Annotated in this window: 19 protein-coding genes; all 19 read left to right on the plus strand. The window is 54.8% G+C overall.

Going from position 1 to position 19446, the window contains the following annotated elements; all coding sequences use genetic code 11:
- The first annotated feature begins 18 nt into the window (after window positions 1-18).
- Complete coding sequence (gene mraY, locus BN3795_RS12415; protein WP_068784967.1) at window positions 19-984, plus strand: phospho-N-acetylmuramoyl-pentapeptide-transferase; 966 nt, start codon at window positions 19-21, stop codon at window positions 982-984.
- Between the two features lie 5 nt (window positions 985-989).
- Entirely contained in the window at window positions 990-2414 is a 1425-nt protein-coding gene (murD, locus tag BN3795_RS12420) for a UDP-N-acetylmuramoyl-L-alanine--D-glutamate ligase (protein ID WP_068784968.1), read from the plus strand.
- Window positions 2415-2463: 49 nt separating this feature from the next.
- The gene (spoVE, locus tag BN3795_RS12425; protein WP_068784969.1) at window positions 2464-3561 is read left to right on the plus strand and encodes a stage V sporulation protein E; all 1098 of its coding nucleotides are present in this window, start codon (window positions 2464-2466) and stop codon (window positions 3559-3561) included.
- Between the two features lie 4 nt (window positions 3562-3565).
- Window positions 3566-4687, plus strand: a complete 1122-nt coding sequence (murG, locus tag BN3795_RS12430) for an undecaprenyldiphospho-muramoylpentapeptide beta-N-acetylglucosaminyltransferase (protein ID WP_068784970.1) — start codon at window positions 3566-3568, stop codon at window positions 4685-4687.
- A gap of 215 nt (window positions 4688-4902) precedes the next feature.
- Complete coding sequence (gene murB, locus BN3795_RS12435; RefSeq protein ID WP_068784971.1) at window positions 4903-5808, plus strand: UDP-N-acetylmuramate dehydrogenase; 906 nt, start codon at window positions 4903-4905, stop codon at window positions 5806-5808.
- Between the two features lie 16 nt (window positions 5809-5824).
- Entirely contained in the window at window positions 5825-7105 is a 1281-nt protein-coding gene (gene murA / locus BN3795_RS12440; RefSeq protein WP_068784972.1) for a UDP-N-acetylglucosamine 1-carboxyvinyltransferase, read from the plus strand.
- A 119-nt stretch (window positions 7106-7224) separates the two neighbouring features.
- On the plus strand, window positions 7225-7992 hold the full coding sequence (locus BN3795_RS12445) for a cell division protein FtsQ/DivIB (RefSeq protein ID WP_068784973.1): 768 nt from the start codon (window positions 7225-7227) through the stop codon (window positions 7990-7992).
- Window positions 7993-8236: 244 nt separating this feature from the next.
- Complete coding sequence (gene ftsA / locus BN3795_RS12450; protein ID WP_068784974.1) at window positions 8237-9493, plus strand: cell division protein FtsA; 1257 nt, start codon at window positions 8237-8239, stop codon at window positions 9491-9493.
- Window positions 9494-9549: 56 nt separating this feature from the next.
- Window positions 9550-10671: a cell division protein FtsZ gene (ftsZ, locus tag BN3795_RS12455; protein ID WP_068784975.1), complete on the plus strand. Its 1122-nt coding sequence runs from the start codon at window positions 9550-9552 to the stop codon at window positions 10669-10671.
- Between the two features lie 188 nt (window positions 10672-10859).
- The gene (gene spoIIGA / locus BN3795_RS12460) at window positions 10860-11831 is read left to right on the plus strand and encodes a sigma-E processing peptidase SpoIIGA (protein WP_068784976.1); all 972 of its coding nucleotides are present in this window, start codon (window positions 10860-10862) and stop codon (window positions 11829-11831) included.
- Between the two features lie 19 nt (window positions 11832-11850).
- A complete protein-coding gene (gene sigE, locus BN3795_RS12465) occupies window positions 11851-12573 on the plus strand; it encodes an RNA polymerase sporulation sigma factor SigE (RefSeq protein WP_009225609.1) in 723 nt (240 codons plus the stop codon).
- 133 nt (window positions 12574-12706) lie between these two features.
- Window positions 12707-13489 carry an RNA polymerase sporulation sigma factor SigG gene (gene sigG / locus BN3795_RS12470; protein ID WP_036621413.1) on the plus strand — a complete coding sequence of 261 codons (783 nt, stop codon included), beginning with the start codon at window positions 12707-12709 and terminating at the stop codon, window positions 13487-13489.
- A 123-nt stretch (window positions 13490-13612) separates the two neighbouring features.
- On the plus strand, window positions 13613-14431 hold the full coding sequence (locus tag BN3795_RS12475) for a MerR family transcriptional regulator (protein ID WP_068784977.1): 819 nt from the start codon (window positions 13613-13615) through the stop codon (window positions 14429-14431).
- 110 nt (window positions 14432-14541) lie between these two features.
- A complete protein-coding gene (locus BN3795_RS12480; RefSeq protein WP_068784978.1) occupies window positions 14542-16485 on the plus strand; it encodes an FAD-dependent oxidoreductase in 1944 nt (647 codons plus the stop codon).
- 180 nt (window positions 16486-16665) lie between these two features.
- Window positions 16666-17001: a YlmC/YmxH family sporulation protein gene (locus tag BN3795_RS12485; protein WP_068784979.1), complete on the plus strand. Its 336-nt coding sequence runs from the start codon at window positions 16666-16668 to the stop codon at window positions 16999-17001.
- Window positions 17002-17161: 160 nt separating this feature from the next.
- Window positions 17162-18013 (plus strand): peptidoglycan editing factor PgeF, encoded by an 852-nt coding sequence (gene pgeF / locus BN3795_RS12490; RefSeq protein ID WP_068784980.1) that lies wholly within the window; start codon window positions 17162-17164, stop codon window positions 18011-18013.
- 8 nt (window positions 18014-18021) lie between these two features.
- A complete protein-coding gene (locus BN3795_RS12495; protein WP_068785386.1) occupies window positions 18022-18714 on the plus strand; it encodes a YggS family pyridoxal phosphate-dependent enzyme in 693 nt (230 codons plus the stop codon).
- Window positions 18714-19163, plus strand: coding sequence for a cell division protein SepF (locus BN3795_RS12500; RefSeq protein ID WP_068784981.1), 450 nt, complete (start codon window positions 18714-18716; stop codon window positions 19161-19163). The genes BN3795_RS12495 and BN3795_RS12500 overlap by 1 nt, the downstream gene beginning before the upstream one ends.
- Window positions 19164-19170: 7 nt before the next feature.
- Window positions 19171-19446 carry a YggT family protein gene (locus BN3795_RS12505; RefSeq protein WP_110945149.1) on the plus strand — a complete coding sequence of 92 codons (276 nt, stop codon included), beginning with the start codon at window positions 19171-19173 and terminating at the stop codon, window positions 19444-19446.

Here is a 19446-nt window from a genome sequence, read left to right on the forward strand (position 1 = left end):
GCGAAAGGGGGGGATCCCATGGATTTTGGACTCATCTTGCTAACGATCGGCGTATCCTTTATTCTGGCGGTCATCTCGGCTCCGCTGGTCATTCCGCTGCTGAGACGGCTGAAATTCGGCCAGCAAATCCGCGGTGAAGGGCCGCAAAGCCATTTGAAGAAAGCGGGCACGCCAACGATGGGCGGCATTATTATCCTGCTTGCGTTTACGCTGTCCTATCTTAAGTTTTCCGTCGTGAATATCGACTTCTACGTCCTCCTGATCGCTACACTTGGCTTCGGGCTGGTCGGATTTCTTGACGATTATATCAAAATCGTGTTTAAACGGTCCTTGGGTCTCACACCCAGACAGAAATTGATCGGACAGCTGCTGTTCGCCGGGATCATGTGCGCTCTGCTGATTTCGAAAGGTCACAGTACGGCCATCGGCGTTCCGGGGACGCACTTCGCGTTCGATTGGGGGCCGTGGTTCTACTATCCGTTTATTGTCATTATGATGATGGCGGTCACCAATGCGGTTAATTTTACCGACGGGGTGGACGGCTTGCTGTCCGGCGTCAGCGCGATTGCGCTGGGCGCGTTTGCGGTGATCGCGATGCAGGTGACTTCGCTTCCGTCCGCGGTTTGCGCGGCGGCCATGATCGGTGCCGTGCTCGGCTTTCTCGTGTTTAACGCCCACCCGGCCAAGGTATTTATGGGCGATACCGGCTCGCTGGGGATCGGCGGGGCGATCGGAGCGATTGCCATCGTGACCAAAACCGAGCTGCTGTTCCTGATCATCGGCGGGATTTTCGTCATCGAAATGCTGTCCGTCGTCATTCAGGTGATCTCCTTCAAGACACGCGGCAAACGGGTATTTAAAATGAGTCCGATTCACCATCACTTCGAATTGTCCGGATGGTCGGAATGGCGCGTTGTCGTTACATTCTGGTCGGTTGGCCTGGTGTTGGCGGTCATTGGACTTTACTTGAACAAGGGGTTGTAAATAAGATGAATCATCCAGAAGAATACCGGGGGCGCCAGGTCGTCGTTCTCGGTTTGGCGAGAAGCGGCGTTCAGGTCGCCAAAACCCTGCATAAATATGGAGCCGTCATTACGGTCAACGATAAAAAAGAAAGAGAACAGTGTCCCGAAGCATCCGAATTGGAAGCTTTGGGAATTTCTGTTGTATGCGGCGATCACCCGGACGGGCTGATCCACGAAGGCATTTCGCTGGTCGTCAAAAACCCCGGGATTCCGTATACCGCTCCTCCCGTGGCCAAAGCGCTCGAGCTGGGCATCGAGGTCGTGACGGAGGTAGAGGTGGCCTATCTGCTTAGCCCGGCTCCGATTCTTGGCATCACCGGCTCCAATGGCAAAACCACGACCACGACTTGGGTCGGCAACATGCTGGAGGCCGCCGGGATGAGACCGATCGTCGCCGGCAATATCGGCATCCCGCTGTGTGAGGCGGCGGAAGAGGCGGATGCGGGGAATTGGCTGGTCGCCGAGCTTAGCAGCTTTCAACTGAAGGGGACCCGGGCATTTCGACCGGAAGTCGCTTGCCTGTTGAACCTGGCGGAGACGCACCTGGATTACCACGGGACGATGGAGGATTACATCTCGTCCAAAGCCAAGCTGTTCAGCAATCAACGGGAGACCGATCGCGCCGTCATCAATTGGGACGACCCTGTGTGCCGGGAGCTTGTTCCGTATATTCACGCGAAGCTGATCCCCTTCTCCATGACCGAGGAGTTGAAGTCGGAAGGCGTCTACGTGGCGCCGTCGTACATTCCGGACGTCGAGGACGGGCTGTCCCGGCGCATCCTGTATCGCGGGCCCGACGGTGAGGTTCGCGGCATTATCGACGTTGACGAGATCGGCTTGCCGGGCCGGTTTAACGTCGAGAACGCCCTCGCGGCTGTTGCGGCGGCGATTGCAGCGGGAGCTGCGCCTGAAGCGCTTGCGGAGCCGCTGCGGACCTTCCGCGGCGTGGAGCACCGCTTGGAGTACGTAGACGAGAAGCAAGGCGTCGCTTATTACAACAACTCCAAAGCAACCAATTCGAAAGCCACGGCGATGGCTCTGGGCGCCCTGCAGGCCCCTATCGTGCTGATCGCCGGCGGTTTGGACCGGGGATCCGATTATATGGAGCTGCTGCCGATTTTCAAAGAGAAAGTCAAAGCCGTCGTTACGCTGGGTCAAACGAAAGAAAAAATCGCTAGAGTTGCCGAATTGGCGGGTCTATCGCATATCGTGCTGGTCGATACTGTGGACAACGCCGCAGATACGCTGCGTACCGCGCTGAAGGAGGCCTCCGGCCTGGCGGAGCCGGGAGATGTGGTTCTGCTCTCTCCGGCATGCGCCAGCTGGGATATGTTCCCTTCTTATGAAGAGCGTGGACGCATTTTTAAAGAGGCGGTGCATACCCTTTAAGTAGGGGGGTGGAAAAGCCCCTACTTTCTGTCAAGAGGTGGCATCCACGATGGGCAAGAGCCGTACGGCGCCGGATTTTTGGCTGGCGGCCAGCATTCTCGGACTGCTGGCGATCGGAATCGTGATGGTATACAGCGCGGGTTCCGTACTCGCTTTCCATGATTACGGCGATTCTTTCTACTTTGTTAAGAGACAGCTGCTATTTGCGGGGCTTGGATTCATTGCGATGGTTCTGATGATGAATTTGGATTACCGCCTGCTGCGGAAATACGCTAAAATCGGGCTGGTCCTCTGTTTTGCACTGCTCGTGATCGTGCTCATTCCCGGGATCGGGGTCGTACGCGGCGGAGCGCGCAGTTGGCTGGGGATCAGCTCCTTTGGGATTCAGCCGTCCGAATTTATGAAGCTGGGGATGATTCTGTTCCTATCCTACTGGCTCAGCAAGGAAGATTACAAGATTACGCATTTTACCAAAGGACTGCTGCCGCCGCTCGGTATTATCGGACTGGCCTTCGGCTTGATCATGCTGCAGCCCGATTTGGGAACGGGTACGGTGATGCTGGGCGCCTCTCTGTTGATCGTGTTTACTGCAGGTGCGCGCATCCGGCACTTGGCCGGCTTGGCTGCTGTGGGAGCGCTGGGGTTCGTCGGTTTGATTCTGGCGGCGCCCTACCGCCTGCAACGCATCACCGCCTTCCTGGATCCCTGGTCGGATCCGCTGGGAGCGGGGTATCAGATCATTCAATCGCTGTATGCGATCGGGCCGGGAGGTTTAGCGGGCTTGGGACTTGGGATGAGCCGGCAAAAATACAGCTACGTGCCCGAGCCGCAAACCGACTTCATCTTCTCGATCCTGGCCGAGGAATTGGGCTTTATCGGCGGACTACTGGTTCTGCTGTTGTTTCTGATCCTGGTATGGCGCGGCATGCGCGTGGCCATGACGATCGACGACACCTTCGGCAGCTTGCTGGCTGTCGGTATCGTTGGGATGGTCGGCGTGCAGGTTGTAATCAACATCGGCGTCGTCATCGGCCTCATGCCGGTCACCGGCATTACGCTGCCGCTGATCAGCTACGGAGGGTCGTCGTTGACGTTGATGCTGACTGCGCTGGGCATTTTACTTAATTTATCCCGTTACGCGAGGTGAGAATATGCGCGTCGTACTTAGCGGCGGCGGAACCGGGGGACATATCTACCCGGCGCTGGCCGTCGCCAGCCAATGCGCTGAGGAAATTCCCGGCTCCGAGTTTTTGTATATCGGGGGCAAGCGCGGGCTGGAAAGCTCGCTGGTTCCCAAGCAGGGAATTCCGTTTGAAGCAATTGAGATTACGGGCTTCCGCCGGAAGCTGTCGTTTGATAATGTGAAAACGATTCTGCGTTTTCTCAAAGGGGTGCAAACCTCCAAGAAGCTGCTAAAGGAGTTCAAACCCGATGTCGTGATCGGCACAGGCGGCTACGTCTGCGGCCCGGTCGTTTACGCGGCGGCCAAGCTGGGTATTCCCAGCCTCATTCATGAACAGAATGCCATTCCGGGATTGACCAACCGCTTCTTAAGCAAATACGTTTCGACCGTTGCCGTCAGCTTCGAAGGTTCCGGAACGGCGTTTCCTTCGGCCCGCAACGTCGTTTATACCGGGAATCCCCGGGCAACCACCGTTTGTGCGGCCGACAAGCGCAAGGGGTTTGATACCCTTGGTTTGCCGGAGTCGAGCTCCGTCGTGCTGGTTGTCGGCGGCAGTCGCGGTGCCAAAGCGATCAATGAAGCGATGGTTGAGATGGCTCCGCTCTTGAAGCAATCGGAGCATTTGAAATTTGTTTACGTGACCGGGGACAGTTACTATGCCTCGACGGTGGAGGCGATTTCGGCGAAGACGGGCGATTTGCCCGCCAATTTGCAGGTGCTTCCTTATGTACACAACATGCCGGAAGTTCTGGCGTGCACCTCGCTGATCGTGAACCGCGCCGGGGCTTCTTTTTTGGCGGAAATCACAGCGCTTGGCATTCCGTCCATCCTGATTCCGTCTCCTAACGTCACGAACAATCACCAGGAGAAGAACGCCCGCACGCTGGAGAGCGCCGGCGCGGCGGAGGTGATTCTGGAGCCGGAGCTGACGGGCCAAAGCCTCTATGCTTCCATTGAACGTGTCATGGGCGATTTACCGCGGCATCGTGCGATGTCGACCGCTTCCCGCACTTTGGGCAAGCCGGATTCCGCCCATCTCGTCGTGGAGGAGATGCGGAGGCTGGCGCAACAACGCACAAGCCGCAGTTAGCTGCGGTATGCCGGGGTCCAAGGTCTGGGCGAGTGTCACACTCTCCGTGAGGGAGGCATAAGATACTCTATAAATCGTGACAACCAAGCGGGGCGGAACGAGAATCCCCGCAGGACCCGGGCTCCGGCAGTCAGTCGGCTGCCGATTTGGTACAGCGGCACTTTGGCGTTTGATGCCGAACAGGATCCGCCAAACAAGTCAAGGAGGGTTATACGATGCAGCAGTGGATATCACAATTGACCAGACTGGAGGCTTTGGAGGTCTTGCCAGACGAGCCGATGTCGAAGTATACGACCTGGAAAATCGGCGGCCCGGCAGATGCGATGGTCGTTCCGCAGACTGCCCGGCAGCTTGCGGAGCTGATGCGTATTCTCCATGCGGAAGGCATCCCGTGGATGGTCGTCGGGAAAGGCTCCAACCTGCTCGTCTCCGACAAGGGCATCCGAGGCTGCGTCATTCGGCTGGGCGGTGAGCTGGAGCAGATTGCCTTCGACGGTACGGAAGTATGTGCCGGCGGCGGCGCGTCCACCGTCAGACTCAGCATCATGGCAGGCAAAGCGGGATTAACCGGCCTGGAATTCGCCGGGGGGATCCCGGGAACGGTTGGGGGCGCGGTCTATATGAATGCCGGTGCTCACGGGTCCGATGTGTCACGTATATTTAAATCCGCTGACATTGTTCTGGAGACGGGTGAATTGGTTGCATATACAGCGGAGGATATGAAGTTTGCCTACCGGCATTCCGTCCTGCATGAACAGCGAGGGATCGTGGCACAGGCATGTTTTTCGCTTGCCGCGGGGGATCGGCTGGAAGTTGCGGCAGCCATGGCGGCATACAAGGACCGCCGCCGCAAGACGCAGCCGCTGACGCAACCTTGCGCAGGCAGCGTGTTTCGCAATCCGCCCGGCGATCATGCCGCCAGGCTGATCGAAGCGGCGGGACTTAAAGGGACGAAGGTCGGCGGGGCCGAAGTATCCGTGCTGCACGCCAATTTCATCGTCAATACCGGGCAAGCGACAGCAGAGGACGTTCTTGCGCTCATGGAGCAGGTCAAGGCCGCCGTTCAAGGCGAATTCGGTGTGGCGCTGGTGCCGGAGGTCTTCTTCGTGGGTGAACGGTAAACTCGGAGGTGATACATTGGACAAATTGGTGATCGAAGGCGGGAAACCCCTATCAGGAACCATTCGTATCCATGGAGCGAAAAATGCCGCACTGCCGATCCTGGCCGCATCGCTGCTGGCGGAAGGCAAGGTACAACTTCGAAATGTCCCCCGCCTGCTCGATATTGATGTCATGTTGGGCATTCTCGGTCGATTGGGCTGCAAAGCCGTCCATTTGGGAGATACGGTGACCGTCGATACGTCGGGGGCGGATTCCAGCCATGTGCCGGAGGATTTGATGAAACAGATGCGCTCCTCTATTTTTTTGATGGGGCCGCTGCTTGCCCGATTTGGGGAAGTCTGCATCTATCAGCCTGGCGGCTGTGCGATCGGGGAACGGAAAATCGATCTGCATTTAAAGGGACTCGAAGCTTTAGGAGCAAAGATTGAGGAATACGATCAGCAAATCTGGTGCAGGGCCGGCAAGCTGGTTGGCACCGACATTCATCTGGATTTTCCCAGTGTGGGGGCGACTGAGAACATCATGATGGCGGCCGCACTGGCCGAAGGTACCACCATTATAACCAACGCGGCGCGGGAGCCGGAAATTCAGGATTTGCAGGACTTCCTGAATGCCATGGGCGCAAGCATTATCGGCGCCGGAACCGATACGATTACGGTCAGAGGCGTGGAGCGCCTTCTCCCTTGCGATTACGAGATCATTCCGGACCGCATCGTTGCGGGAACTGCACTGATTGCCGTCGCTGCAACCCGCGGCAGCGTCACGCTGACCCATAGCAATCCTTCCCATCTGGTATCCTTGCTGCATGTGCTTAAGCGGGCTGGTGTTCAAATTGGAGTAACCGATGATATAATAACCCTGAGCAGTGCGGGTCGTCCCAAAGCGGTGGAACGGATCGTGACTTCGCCGTATCCGTCGTTCCCTACGGATTTGCAGTCCCAGGTCATGGTGCTGTTATCCTTGGCGGACGGACTCAGCGTGATGAAAGAGACCGTATTCGAAGGCCGCTTCAAGCATGTCGGCGAGCTTGTCCGCATGGGAGCCGATATTACGGTGGACCTGAATTCCGCATTTATTCGCGGTGTTCCCCGGCTGTACGGAGCGACCGTCGAAGCGACCGACCTGCGTGCAGGAGCGGCGCTGGTGATCGCCGGTCTGGCGGCCCAAGGCCAGACGGTGGTCGAGCAGGTTCATCATATCGACCGCGGCTACGATCGGATCGAAACGATGTTTCAGCGGCTGGGAGGCACCGTGCGCCGTGAATCTCCCGCCCTGCGGCAGTTGGATCTGGCCTAAGCCAATGACTTGCCGTTATCGCGAACCTTCGTTGGTTAACAGCCCTAAGCTTGTGTCCCCTCCTCCGGAGGGGATCATAGGCTTTGTAATACTTATTCAGAAAGTTGCGGAGAGATGACATGCCAAAAGCAAATGTACCCGTCCTAAAAGAACCCGCGCCGAAGAAGAGAAGCGGCCGTAAAATCAAAACGATACTCATCTTGTTGTTCCTCGCCTTGCTGTGTGTCCTGTTTTTTCGTTCATCTCTTAGTAAAATTTCCGTGATTACGTTTGAAGGCAATACGTATACGACTGAAACGGAACTCCTTGAAGTTTCGGGTCTTCAGGTGGGAGCCCCGTTCTTCGCTGTCAGCGCAGATCAAATCGCCCGCAAGCTGGAAGGGGTTCCTTCAGTGAAGCAAGCTACGGTGGACAAGTCCTTTCCGGGCGGGATATCGATCCATATCGAGGAATATAAGGTCGCGGCATACGAGTTGACGGAGGACGGCGCATTGCGAGGTTTGCTTGCCAACGGGACCCGCATCGGCCTGAAGGGCGGATCCATGCCGGTGGACAAGCCGATCCTGACCGGCTGGAAGGCGGATGACGCAAGCTTGATCAAGCTTTGCCGAACTCTATCGCAAATTCCGGACGAGCTGACCGCCGACATTTCGGAGATCGTGCCTTCGCCGACCTTATCCTATCCGGACCGAATCAAGATGTACACCCGCTCTCGATTCGAGATCATCTCAGCCATATCGCTTCTGGCCAAAAAAGCGGAATACATGAACGAAATTCTGCAAACGCAGGACCCCGGAAAGCTGACGATGCTGGATGCCGATTCTTATGTTCCATACTCCGCGGAGGAGAACGGGGAGAGTGGACAAAATGATACTACTCATGATTGAAAAACAATGTTAAAATACATTTTATGGGCTAGTTGACGATCTCCCTCTTTTTTCTTCTAATTTTGCAGATATGGCCAGGATCTAACTCCGCAGGGTCAAGTGCTTCCTGCTTACTGGATGTAAAACTTGGAAGTCAAAAAATTTGTAGAAAAAAGAGGGAAAGGTTAACTGGCGTTGAATTAAGTAGATAGTGCATCTAACACGGCAAGTATATTTTGATGGGGAAATAGGAGGTGCCAGGGGCTTGAGCAACAATGACATCATTGTTAGTTTGGACATCGGTACATCCAAAGTTCGTGCTATTATTGGGGAAATTAGTAATGGAACCTTTAATATTATTGGGGTTGGATCTGCCGACTCGGAGGGAATTCGAAAAGGCGCGATTGTAGATATTGACCAGACGGTGCAGTCGATCCGCAGCGCTGTGGATCATGCGGAACGGATGGTAGATATTCAGATATCGGAAGTGTATGTCGGCATTTCGGGAAATCACATCGGACTCCAAACGAGCCACGGGGTTGTAGCCGTACAAAATGAAGACCGGGAAATTGGCGAGGAGGATATCGAACGCGTGCTTAAGGCGGCCGAGGTCATCGCTTTGCCGCCGGAGCGGGAAATTATCGATGTTGTGGCCAAGCAGTACATCGTGGACGGGTTGGAAGGAATCTCCGATCCGCGCGGGATGATTGGCGTGCGGTTGGAGGTTGAAGCGACGATCGTTACCGGTGCCAAGACGGCGATTCATAACCTGCTTCGCTGTGTGGAGAAGGCCGGACTGAAGGTGCGGGATCTGGTACTGCTATCCCTTGCCTCCGGGCAGCTGGCGTTATCCAAAGACGAAAAAACGATGGGATCCGTCCTGGTCGATATCGGTGCGGGTTCCACGACGATCGCTGTATTCGAAAGCGGCACGATCGTAGCGACATCCACGCTTCCGATTGGGGGAGAATTTATAACGAACGACATCGCTTACGGTCTTCGGACGTTGACGGACCACGCGGAGAAGGCGAAGCTGAAATATGGCTGCGCTGCGATTGAAGACGCGGCGTCTGACGTGACCTTTAAAGTCACGCGGATCGGAAGCAATGTGGACAAGGAGTTTACGCAGGAGGATCTGGCCGCCATTGCGGAACCTCGCGTGCAGGAGATTTTCCAGTTGATCCGCCAGGAAGTGAAACGTCTTGGCTACAGCGAACAGCCGGGGGGATATATTCTGATCGGCGGAACGGTATCCATGCCGGGGCTGCTCAAGATTGCCCAGCAGGAGCTGGAAGCCTCCGTACGGATCGCGGTTCCGGATTTCATCGGCGTTCGCGATCCCGCTTATACCGGAGGCGTCGGGATCTTGCATAAAGTGATCAGGAACTTTCGGATCCGCAGCGGCGGTTCGAATCCCAAGAAGAGCGCCAACCGGAGCAAGGCTCCAGGACCGCAGGAAACCGCTCGTCCGAAAACCGGCTTGATGGAACGACTCAAAAATTTGTTTAGCGAATTTATATAGGAGTACAGGAATGATGCACGGGCCATCCATGCATATTGAGGGGGAGATGGAAGAGTATGTTGGAATTTGATTTCGAAATGGAGAGCTTGGCACAAATCAAGGTGATCGGGGTTGGCGGCGGCGGAAGCAACGCGGTGAACCGGATGATCGAGAACGGCGTGCAGGGCGTAGAGTTTATTACGGTCAACACGGATGCTCAAGCGCTGCATCTGGCCAAGTCCGAACATAAATTGCAAATCGGGGACAAGCTCACCCGCGGTCTCGGCGCCGGCGCCAATCCGGAAGTCGGCAAGAAAGCGGCGGAAGAATCCCGCGATTTGATCGCGAATACGTTGAAAGGCGCGGACATGGTGTTTGTCACTGCCGGGATGGGCGGCGGCACCGGGACCGGCGCAGCGCCGGTGATCGCCGAAATCGCCAGAGAGTGCGGCGCGCTGACGGTTGGCGTTGTAACCCGTCCGTTTACTTTTGAAGGACGCAAGCGCTCTTCGCAAGCGGAGCTGGGCATCGAAGCCCTGAAGGAGAAGGTCGATACGCTGATCGTCATCCCGAACGACCGCTTGCTTGAGATTGTTGACAAGAAGACGCCGATGCTGGAAGCGTTCCGTGAAGCGGACAACGTCCTGCGTCAAGCCGTGCAAGGCATCTCCGACCTGATCGCCGTGCCGGGTCTCATCAACCTCGACTTCGCCGACGTGAAGACGATCATGACCGAACGCGGATCCGCCCTGATGGGGATCGGTCTTGCGACCGGCGAGAACCGTGCAGCCGAGGCGGCGCGCAAAGCGATTATGAGCCCGCTGCTGGAGACTTCGATCGAAGGCGCGCGCGGCGTGATCATGAACATTACCGGCGGAGCCAACCTGTCTCTGTACGAAGTGAACGAAGCTGCCGAAATCGTCATTTCCGCTTCCGATCCGGAAGTGAATATGATCTTTGGTGCGATTATCGACGAGAACATGAAGGAAGAAATCAAAGTGACGGTCATCGCCACCGGCTTCGAGAACAAGCCATTGCCTAATCGCAAGTCGGCGGCGTCTGCTCCCGGCGCTCCGGAGCCTCAGGAATCCCGTCCGAATTCGGCCTCCACGTTGCGACCGTTCGGCAATCAGCCAAGCGGCGACCAGTTGGATATTCCGACGTTTCTCCGCAACCGTTCGCGGAACAACAACGAATAGGTGATCAGCTTTTAATACGTCTTCCCCAAGACCTTGACCCGAATCCGGGACAGGGTCTTTTTTCTATTTCTCCATTCTGCGAATCTCTCCCGCTGTGTCGACAAAAATAGTGGCATTCTACTTTCAATTTTAGACAGACTTTCTCGTTCGTTCTCTTTATACTGATAAGCATCTACCCAGGCAGGTGAATGCCGTTGGTTGTCTATATCGATCTCCTATTTCTGATGAACCTATTGATCGATGGAAGCTTGCTCCTGGTTACGGCCTGGATGCGGAAGCAACAAATCATCCTTTGGCGGCTGGCTTTGTCCGCAACTGTTGGAGCGATGTATGTCGTCATGATGTTTTTGCCGGAGCTCTCGTTTCTGTACACGTTTCTGGTAAAGTTTCTTTTCTCTGTCGCGATGTTGTGGATCGCGTTCGGATTTGGAAGTTTGCAAAACTACTTACGGAATATGGGAGCTTTTTATATTGTCAATTTTGCGGCAGCCGGCGGGATTCTGGGTGTGCATTATTTGCTGCAGGACTCCGGGGAAATCTGGAGCGGAATTTGGTATTCGGCATCCGGCGGGCTTTCGTTCTCGCTTAAAATCGGAGCCGTGTTTATTCTGATTTGTTTTTTTGCCGTTTTGTTCTGGTTTAAGCGGGTGATCGATTCCCGTCAGCGGCAGGAACGGATTCACTCCTTTTTAGCTGAGCTTGAGGTGCGCGTCGAAGAGACAACGATTACCTGTACAGGACTGATCGATACGGGCAATCAATTATCGGATCCGCTGAGCCGGCTGCCGGTCACGGTTATGGAGGCTTCGCTTTGGGAGCGGGTTCTCCCTCCGTCGTATCGGGAGAAGCTGGCTGACGAGCGTGCGGACAACCTCATCCTGGAGCTGACGGAGGCCGGGGATTTTCCTTGGCCGGAGCGGCTGCGGCTGGTTCCCTACCGAGGAATCAACAAGGGAACGCAGTTTATGCTGGCGCTCAAGCCTGACGAAGTGACGGTGCGTCTGGAGGGGCGGGAGCATCGTTCGACCCGGGTGCTGATCGGCCTGGACGGGGGACGGTTATCGACGGAGGGAACCTACCGGGCGATTGTTCATCCCGCGCTGGTAGAGACAGCAGAGGCTAATGACAGTACAGGCACCATACGTAAAACGGGAACGTAACTTAGGAGGACACGAAACCATGCATGTAAAGTGGAAAATGATGCTGCAGCTGCAGTATTACCGGCTGCTGTTTCTTTTTGGACTAAAAAGCGAAGAAATCTACTATATCGGTGGCAGCGAAGCGCTGCCGCCCCCGTTGACGCGCGAAGAGGAGGAGTATTTGCTGCAGCGGCTGCCGAGCGGCGATTCGGCGATCCGGGCCATGCTGATCGAGCGCAACCTGCGGCTTGTGGTTTATATCGCCAGAAAATTCGAGAATACGGGGATCAATATCGAGGACCTGGTCTCTATCGGCGCGATCGGCCTGATCAAGGCGGTGAATACCTTTGACCCGGAGAAGAAGATCAAGTTGGCTACTTATGCGTCCCGGTGTATCGAAAACGAAATTTTAATGTATCTGCGCCGCAACAGCAAGATCCGCACGGAGGTGAGCTTCGATGAGCCGCTCAACATCGATTGGGACGGCAATGAGCTGCTGCTCTCCGACGTGCTTGGCACCGAGAACGATACGATCTACCGCAACATTGAGGAGCAGGTGGACCGCAAGCTGCTGCACAAAGCGCTCGATAAATTAACCGAGCGGGAACGCATGATTATGGAGCTGCGATTCGGGCTGGTTGACGGCGACGAGAAGACACAGAAGGATGTGGCCGATCTGCTGGGGATTTCCCAATCCTACATCTCACGTCTGGAGAAACGGATTATTAAACGGCTGCGCAAGGAATTTAACAAGATGGTCTAAATACGATCCTTCAGCAGGATTCGACATCAATCAGCTTCGTGATTTTGCTTCGTCATCGAAAGAGGGTTGCGGAATAAAAATACAGCCCCGGGAGATACTGTTCATTAGTTTCTCCTTGGGAGGTTTAGACACGATGACCCGAAACAAAGTCGAAATTTGCGGTGTCGATACCGCAAAATTGCCCGTTCTAACCAATGCGGAAATGCGTGAATTGTTCCACTCGTTGCAGCAGGACCACGTAAGATCAGCCAGAGAAAAGTTAGTAAATGGCAACCTGAGACTCGTGCTGAGCGTCATCCAGCGATTCAACAATCGGGGGGAGTATGTGGACGACCTGTTCCAGGTTGGCTGCATTGGACTCATGAAAGCCATCGATAATTTCGACTTATCGCAGAACGTCAAATTCTCCACGTACGCCGTGCCGATGATCATCGGGGAAATCCGGCGTTATCTGCGGGACAACAACCCGATCCGCGTCTCCCGCAGCCTGCGCGACATTGCCTACAAAGCGCTGCAAATGCGGGACAACCTGACCAATCAGAACTCGCGCGAACCTACGATTTTCGAGATCTCAGAAGCGTTAGGCTTGCCGAAGGAGGACGTCGTCTTTGCCCTTGACGCCATCCAGGATCCGGTCTCCTTGTTTGAACCGATTTACCATGACGGCGGCGACCCCATTTACGTGATGGACCAAATCAGCGATGACAAGAACAAGGACGTGTCCTGGATCGAGGAAATTGCTCTGCGCGAAGCGATGCAGCGGTTAGGCCGCCGTGAGAAAATGATCTTGTCCATGCGTTTCTTCGAAGGAAAAACGCAAATGGAGGTCGCCGATGAGATCGGGATCTCCCAGGCGCAAGTATCCAGGCTCGAGAAATCCGCCATTTTACAAATGCAGAAGCATGTGAAGTCGTAAGTTCGGTCCCTGCGGGGACCTTTTTTTGTTGTGAACATTCCCATATCCTGAACGGCTGCCTCTTAGGTATCATGGAAGTGATGCAGTACGCGTGTGAAGCGAGAGATGCAGGAGGGAAATAGGATGAAGTATTACATTGGCGAGTTTTCCTCGCTGCTGGGCATCACCCGGGATACGCTGAGGTTGTACGAGAAGCATGACATCGTCAAGCCGGTCAAGGACCGTCGCAACAGCTACCGCTATTTCAATGACCTGGATGCCAGGGATCTGCTGATGAGCCGGTGGTATCGAAGCTTGCAGATTCCGCTGCAGGACGTGGCCGGCCTCATTCGGAACGCTTCGCTGGGTGACATTCTCGACAAACTGGAGAGCAGCAAACAGGAGCTGGAGGAGGAAATACGTAAAAGCACGATGCTGTTACATAAGCTCGGCGAACTGAGCCGGGAAATTCAGAGCTTGGAGCGCCGGCTCTACCAATGCAGGGTGGTGAACAGGCCGGGTCTATATCGATTGAAGCAGACGGACAAGAATGATCTGCTCAACACAAAGGGCCTGGAAGGCACGATTAACGCATTGATGGAAGTGTTGCCTTACTCCTTTTATTGCTTCCGTATTGAGCGGGATTCCATCGAGTCGGAGGGGGACTCATTGGATTTCAGCTGGGGCTTATCGATCTCCGAAGACGAGGTGAGTCAGCTCGGAATTGAACTCGATGAGCATCTGGAGTATATTCCGCCGTCCCGTTGTGTGTCTTCCGTGATCCTGTCGCCTCAAAGCGAGGATTTCACCAAGGAATCGTTAAGATTTATGTTGGAGTACATGGCTGAGCAGCGATATACGATTTCCGGCGCGGCGACCGGGCGGTTAATGTTAACCGAAAATCATATAGGGACAAAGCGATCCTTCCTGGAAATACAAATCCCTATAGAGGAAATCTGTTGACCTTAGTGCGGCACCAAGGTTTATGATTGGAAAGAAGCCATTTTTCATCATTATATGTGAAAATAATCACAACAAATAGGCTTCGATATGCAGGAAGGGGAGATTAAGCAATGCGCAGCAAACGATTTAACAAAATGCTCATGTTATCCATCTGCATCGTTTTGGTTGCGGCGATGTTTGGCTGGGGGTGGCAATCCGGGAAATTGGGAAACCGCTCTTCGAAAGCGGAGGCCGCTTCGGAGTTTAAGGCGGGGACCTATACCGGGGAGGCCGAAGGCAAAGACGGCGTAATCCAAGTCAAAGTGACGATGGAGCAACCGGATCGGATCAAGGACATCGAAATTGTCAGCCAGACAGAAACCGAAGGACTTGGCGATTCCGCTTTGAACAAAATCAAAGAGCAAATTCTGGAGAACCAGTCGCTGGCGATCGACGCGGTAAGCGGCGCAAGCTTATCAAGCGAGGCCATGCTGAAAGCCGTGGAAGATGCCGTGAAGAAAGCGGGCGGCGATGTCAACGCCTTGAAATCGGTCAGCGTCAAGAAGCCCGGCGTAGGCAAGACGGAGAAGCTCCAGGCGGACGTTGTCGTGGTCGGCGCAGGGGCATCCGGCGTATCGGCAGCGGTGACGGCGGCGGACAAAGGGGCTAAGGTCGTGATCATCGAGAAAACCGGGGTGATCGGCGGGGCGAGCAACCTGTCTTGGGCCGGCAAATTCTATAATTCTTCCGCAGCGGTTTCCAGCGGATTAAAGGTGAATGTGGAGCAGGAAATCTCCAATTGGATCGTCAATAACCACTGGAGAGTGGATGCGGCGGCTATCCGCCAATATATTACGAAATCCGGGGACACCTACGATTGGCTGAAAAGCAAAGGGTACGTGACGACGTTTATGAACTTCGGCGGTGAGCAACTTCACGTGCTGCCGGCTTATAGTACCCGCGAGCAGACCCTTCGCAAGATGCTGGCGGCTTCCGTGGAGAAGAACGGCGGCAAAGTCATTACCGAAACGACCGCGAAGAAGCTGATGACGGACGCCAAAGGTGCCGTAACCGGCGTCGTAGCGGAGAAAGCGGACGGAACTACGCTGGAAATCAGTGCGAAGAGCGTGGTTATGGCAACGGGCGGATACGCCGGAAACAAGGAAATGGTGAAGGAAGCTTTTGGCTTTGAAGGCGTTAACGGCGGACTTGCGCAGAACATTGGCGAAGGTCTGAAAATGTCCTGGGCGGTTGGCGCAAAGGTGCCGGACAACTTCGGCGGTCAAATGCTGCATCAGACGTTGGCCAGAGGGACAAGCAACCTGAAGAAGCAATATTCGTCCTTTGAAGCCACCTATCCGATGATGCTGAGTTATCTGCCAACCTTGATGAACGTGGGTCCTTCGGGAGCCCGATTCCGTGACGAGGCGGCTACTCTGACAGCGGTCGCAGCGGCCAACACCAGTGCGTTTAACGGGCCGTATCATCTGGTGATCGTCTCGCAATCGCAGTTGAAGGCTTTGGAAGCGAAAGGCATGAACGGGATCAAAGCGCCGGGGCTGCCTGGACTGCCACCGGAATTTTACGCGGATTTCACCGAACAATTCAAGCTGGATACCCCATGGAAGAACGTCGTATCCGTGTTTGACTCGATGGTGAAAAATGGGGACGGGTTTAAAGGCAACACAATTGAGGAGTTGGCCAAAAATGCCGGAATGGACGCAGAGGTATTCAAAGAGGCGTTCAACAAATATACCCAAGCAACGAAAACCGGCGTAGACACCGAGTTTGGCAAATCCAAAGACTACTTGCAGCCGATGGGCGACGGTCCTTATTATGCAATCATCGCCGAAATCAACAACCTGGGTTCGGTTGGCGGCTTGCTCGTAAATCCGAAATTCCAAGTGCTGAACGACAAACGGGTGCCGGTGCAAGGACTTTACGCAGTTGGGCTTGAATCCGAAGGCGTGCTGTTTAACGACACTTATGTCGGCAATGGCGTAGGCATCGGTTATTCGTTCACCTCCGGACGTCTGGGCGGTGAGAACGCGGCTGCGGGGGCGTTGGGTAAATAATAGAATAGATGGAACCTGACTTGCGGGAGGACTTCATTTCCGGGATCTTTGGATCCCGGGTGAAGTCCTTTTCGCATTGCCTCCCGTTTCTTTTCCCGTGGCCAAGGGCGCATGTGCCGAATCTCTCGCACATATAGTAAAGGGACGGAGTGAATCAGACGGGACGGGGGCGGTAAAACCATGGATAATGTGGTGAGGGCGAGTATGAAAATATCCGATTTCCAGACGAAGGATGTCATTAATGTCGTGGACGGGAAGCGGCTCGGGCATATCAGCGACCTGGAGCTGGACTTGAGACAAGGGGTCATCGAAGCGATTGTCGTACCCGTCGGGGCTAAATTCATGGGGTTATTTGGCGGCGGCAGCGATTTGATTATCCCCTGGAAAAACATCGTAAAAATCGGATCCGATGTCGTTCTGGTCAAAATGGAGGAGCTGCGCGAATCCCGAACGCAAACGACCTACGATACTACCGTGTACATCGATCGGGACGGGCGGGCGGAGCGGCGAAGCTAGAAAACCGCAAGCGGCGCCGGGCTGATTTGTGGTAGACTTGTACTATTAGACGGAAGCCTCCGCTTGGCCCGGCTGAATTCAAGATTCGATGTCGAATATGCTTCTAGGAACTACTTCGTGATCAAAAGCCGTTTTTTTAATTACCTTAAGGAGATGGATGATGGAACCGTTTGTAAGGAATGCTAACGATCAACAACCGGAACGGTTCGAGCTGGCCCCTTGGTCGGAGCTGATCCCGGGATTAAGCGTTGGATTTACCGGTAGAACGGGCGGGGTCAGCGAACCGCCGTACGATCAATTGAATCTTGCCTACCATGTCGGCGATCATCCGCAGCAGGTCTTGGAGAACCGGCGCCGGTTAGCGAAAGCGCTGGGCTTCTCCCCGGAAGGCTGGACCTGCGGGGAGCAGGTTCACGGCAACGCCGTCGCCGTGGTTCGGTCCGAAGACCGCGGCAAAGGCTATCTGGACCGCAGCAGCGCTTTTCAGGAAACGGACGGGCTGTTGACGAACGCGCCGGGGGTGCTGTTGACTTCGTTTTATGCGGACTGCGTCCCGCTGTACTTCGCCGATCCCGTGCAGGGCGTCGTCGGCTTGGCTCATGCCGGCTGGAAAGGGACGGTTCGCCTGATCGCAGCAGAGATGGTCCAAACGATGGAGCGCGTGTTCGGCAGCCGGCGCAGCGAGATACGAACAGCGATTGGCCCCAGCATCGGGGACTGCTGCTACGAGGTAGACGAAGCGGTTATGGAGAAAGTCCGGGAGGCGTTGCCCCCTGAAGATGAACTGGCGGGGAAGAAGCCTTATGCTCCTGTACCTAATCGTGCGGGGAAAACGATGCTGAACTTGAAAGAAATGAATCGAATCATTATGATTAAAGCAGGAATATTGCCGACTCATATCGAATGTACAACATGGTGTACAAGCTGTCATCCGGAGTATTTCTACTCTTATCGGGCGCAAGGTGGCGTTACCGGGAGGATGGCAAGCTGGATAGGCATAAGAGAGAGGTGATCCTTCCCGTGTCGCTGAAGGAACGGATACAGCACGTGGAAGAGCGGATAGCTGCGGCTTGCGAACGTAGCGGAAGGAAACGCGAGGAAGTACATGTTGTCGCCGTAACCAAATATGTATCCGCCGAAGCTACGCGTGAAGTGCTGGAGGAAGGCATTAAGCATATCGGCGAGAACCGCCCGCAAATCGCCGTTCCCAAATGGGAAGCGCTGGACGGGCAAGGAACCTGGCATTTCATCGGCCATCTGCAGAGCAATAAGGTCAAGGATGTCATTGGGAGATTTCAATATATTCATTCGCTGGACCGGCTGTCGCTGGCCCGGGAATTGGAGAAACGGGCTGCCGCGCTGGGAATTAGCGTTACGGCTTTCCTGCAGGTGAATGTATCCGGCGAGGAGTCCAAGCAGGGGATTACGCCGGAGACGGCGGCGGATTTTCTGCGGGATCTCGCGGAAATGAAGCATATCCGGATTGCCGGACTGATGACGATGGCCCCGATCGAAGAGGAGGCAGAGCGGACAAGACCGGTCTTCCGACGGCTTCGCGAGCTGCGCGATCAACTGAACGCCTTATCGATTACCGCAGAGCCGTTGACGGAGCTGTCGATGGGCATGTCGGGTGATTTTGAAGTCGCGATTGAGGAAGGGGCCACTTGGGTGCGCCTAGGAACGATTTTAGTGGGGAAAGGGGAATTGACGTAATGGGAGTAATGAACCGGTTCATGAACTTTCTGGGCTTGCAGGAGGAGGAAGAGATCGTGGAACGCGAACGCTTTTCCGGGCAAGAAGATGCGGAAATTGAAACCCCAAGCTTTGAACCCCGTAAGAATCAGAGAGGAAACAACGTGGTCAGCATTCACTCCCAGAAGAATGTCAAAGTGATCCTCTATGAGCCTCGCTCCTATGAAGAAGCGCAGGAAATCGCTGACCATTTGCGTTCCCACCGTTCGGTCGTGGTTAATCTGCAACGGGTTCGCAATGATCAGGCGATGCGTATTATCGATTTCTTGAGCGGGACGATTTACGCACTTAGCGGCAGCATTTCCAAGGTTGGCGCGAATATTTTTCTGTGCACGCCGGATACCGTCGAAATTCAGGGGTCCATCACAGAAATTTTAACGGAGGATTCCGATTACAACAGAATGAGGTGATGACAGCTTGATAGGCTATATCGATTCCATCGTTTGGCTGCTGTACAATATTTATTTCTATATGATCCTGGTTTACATTTTGATGTCTTGGGTGCCTAACGCCCGCGACAGCTTTATCGGCGAACTGCTCGGCAAGCTGGTGGAACCTTATTTGGCTCCTTTCCGGCGGTTTATCCCCCCGATCATGGGGATGATTGACATTTCTCCGATTATCGCCTTGTTCGTTCTCCGATTGGCTGCTTTCGGATTAATGAGCGTTCTTCGCTTTATCTTCGGGTATTGA

The sequence above is a fragment of the Paenibacillus phocaeensis genome (assembly GCF_900021165.1).
Lineage (GTDB): Bacteria > Bacillota > Bacilli > Paenibacillales > Paenibacillaceae > Fontibacillus > Fontibacillus phocaensis.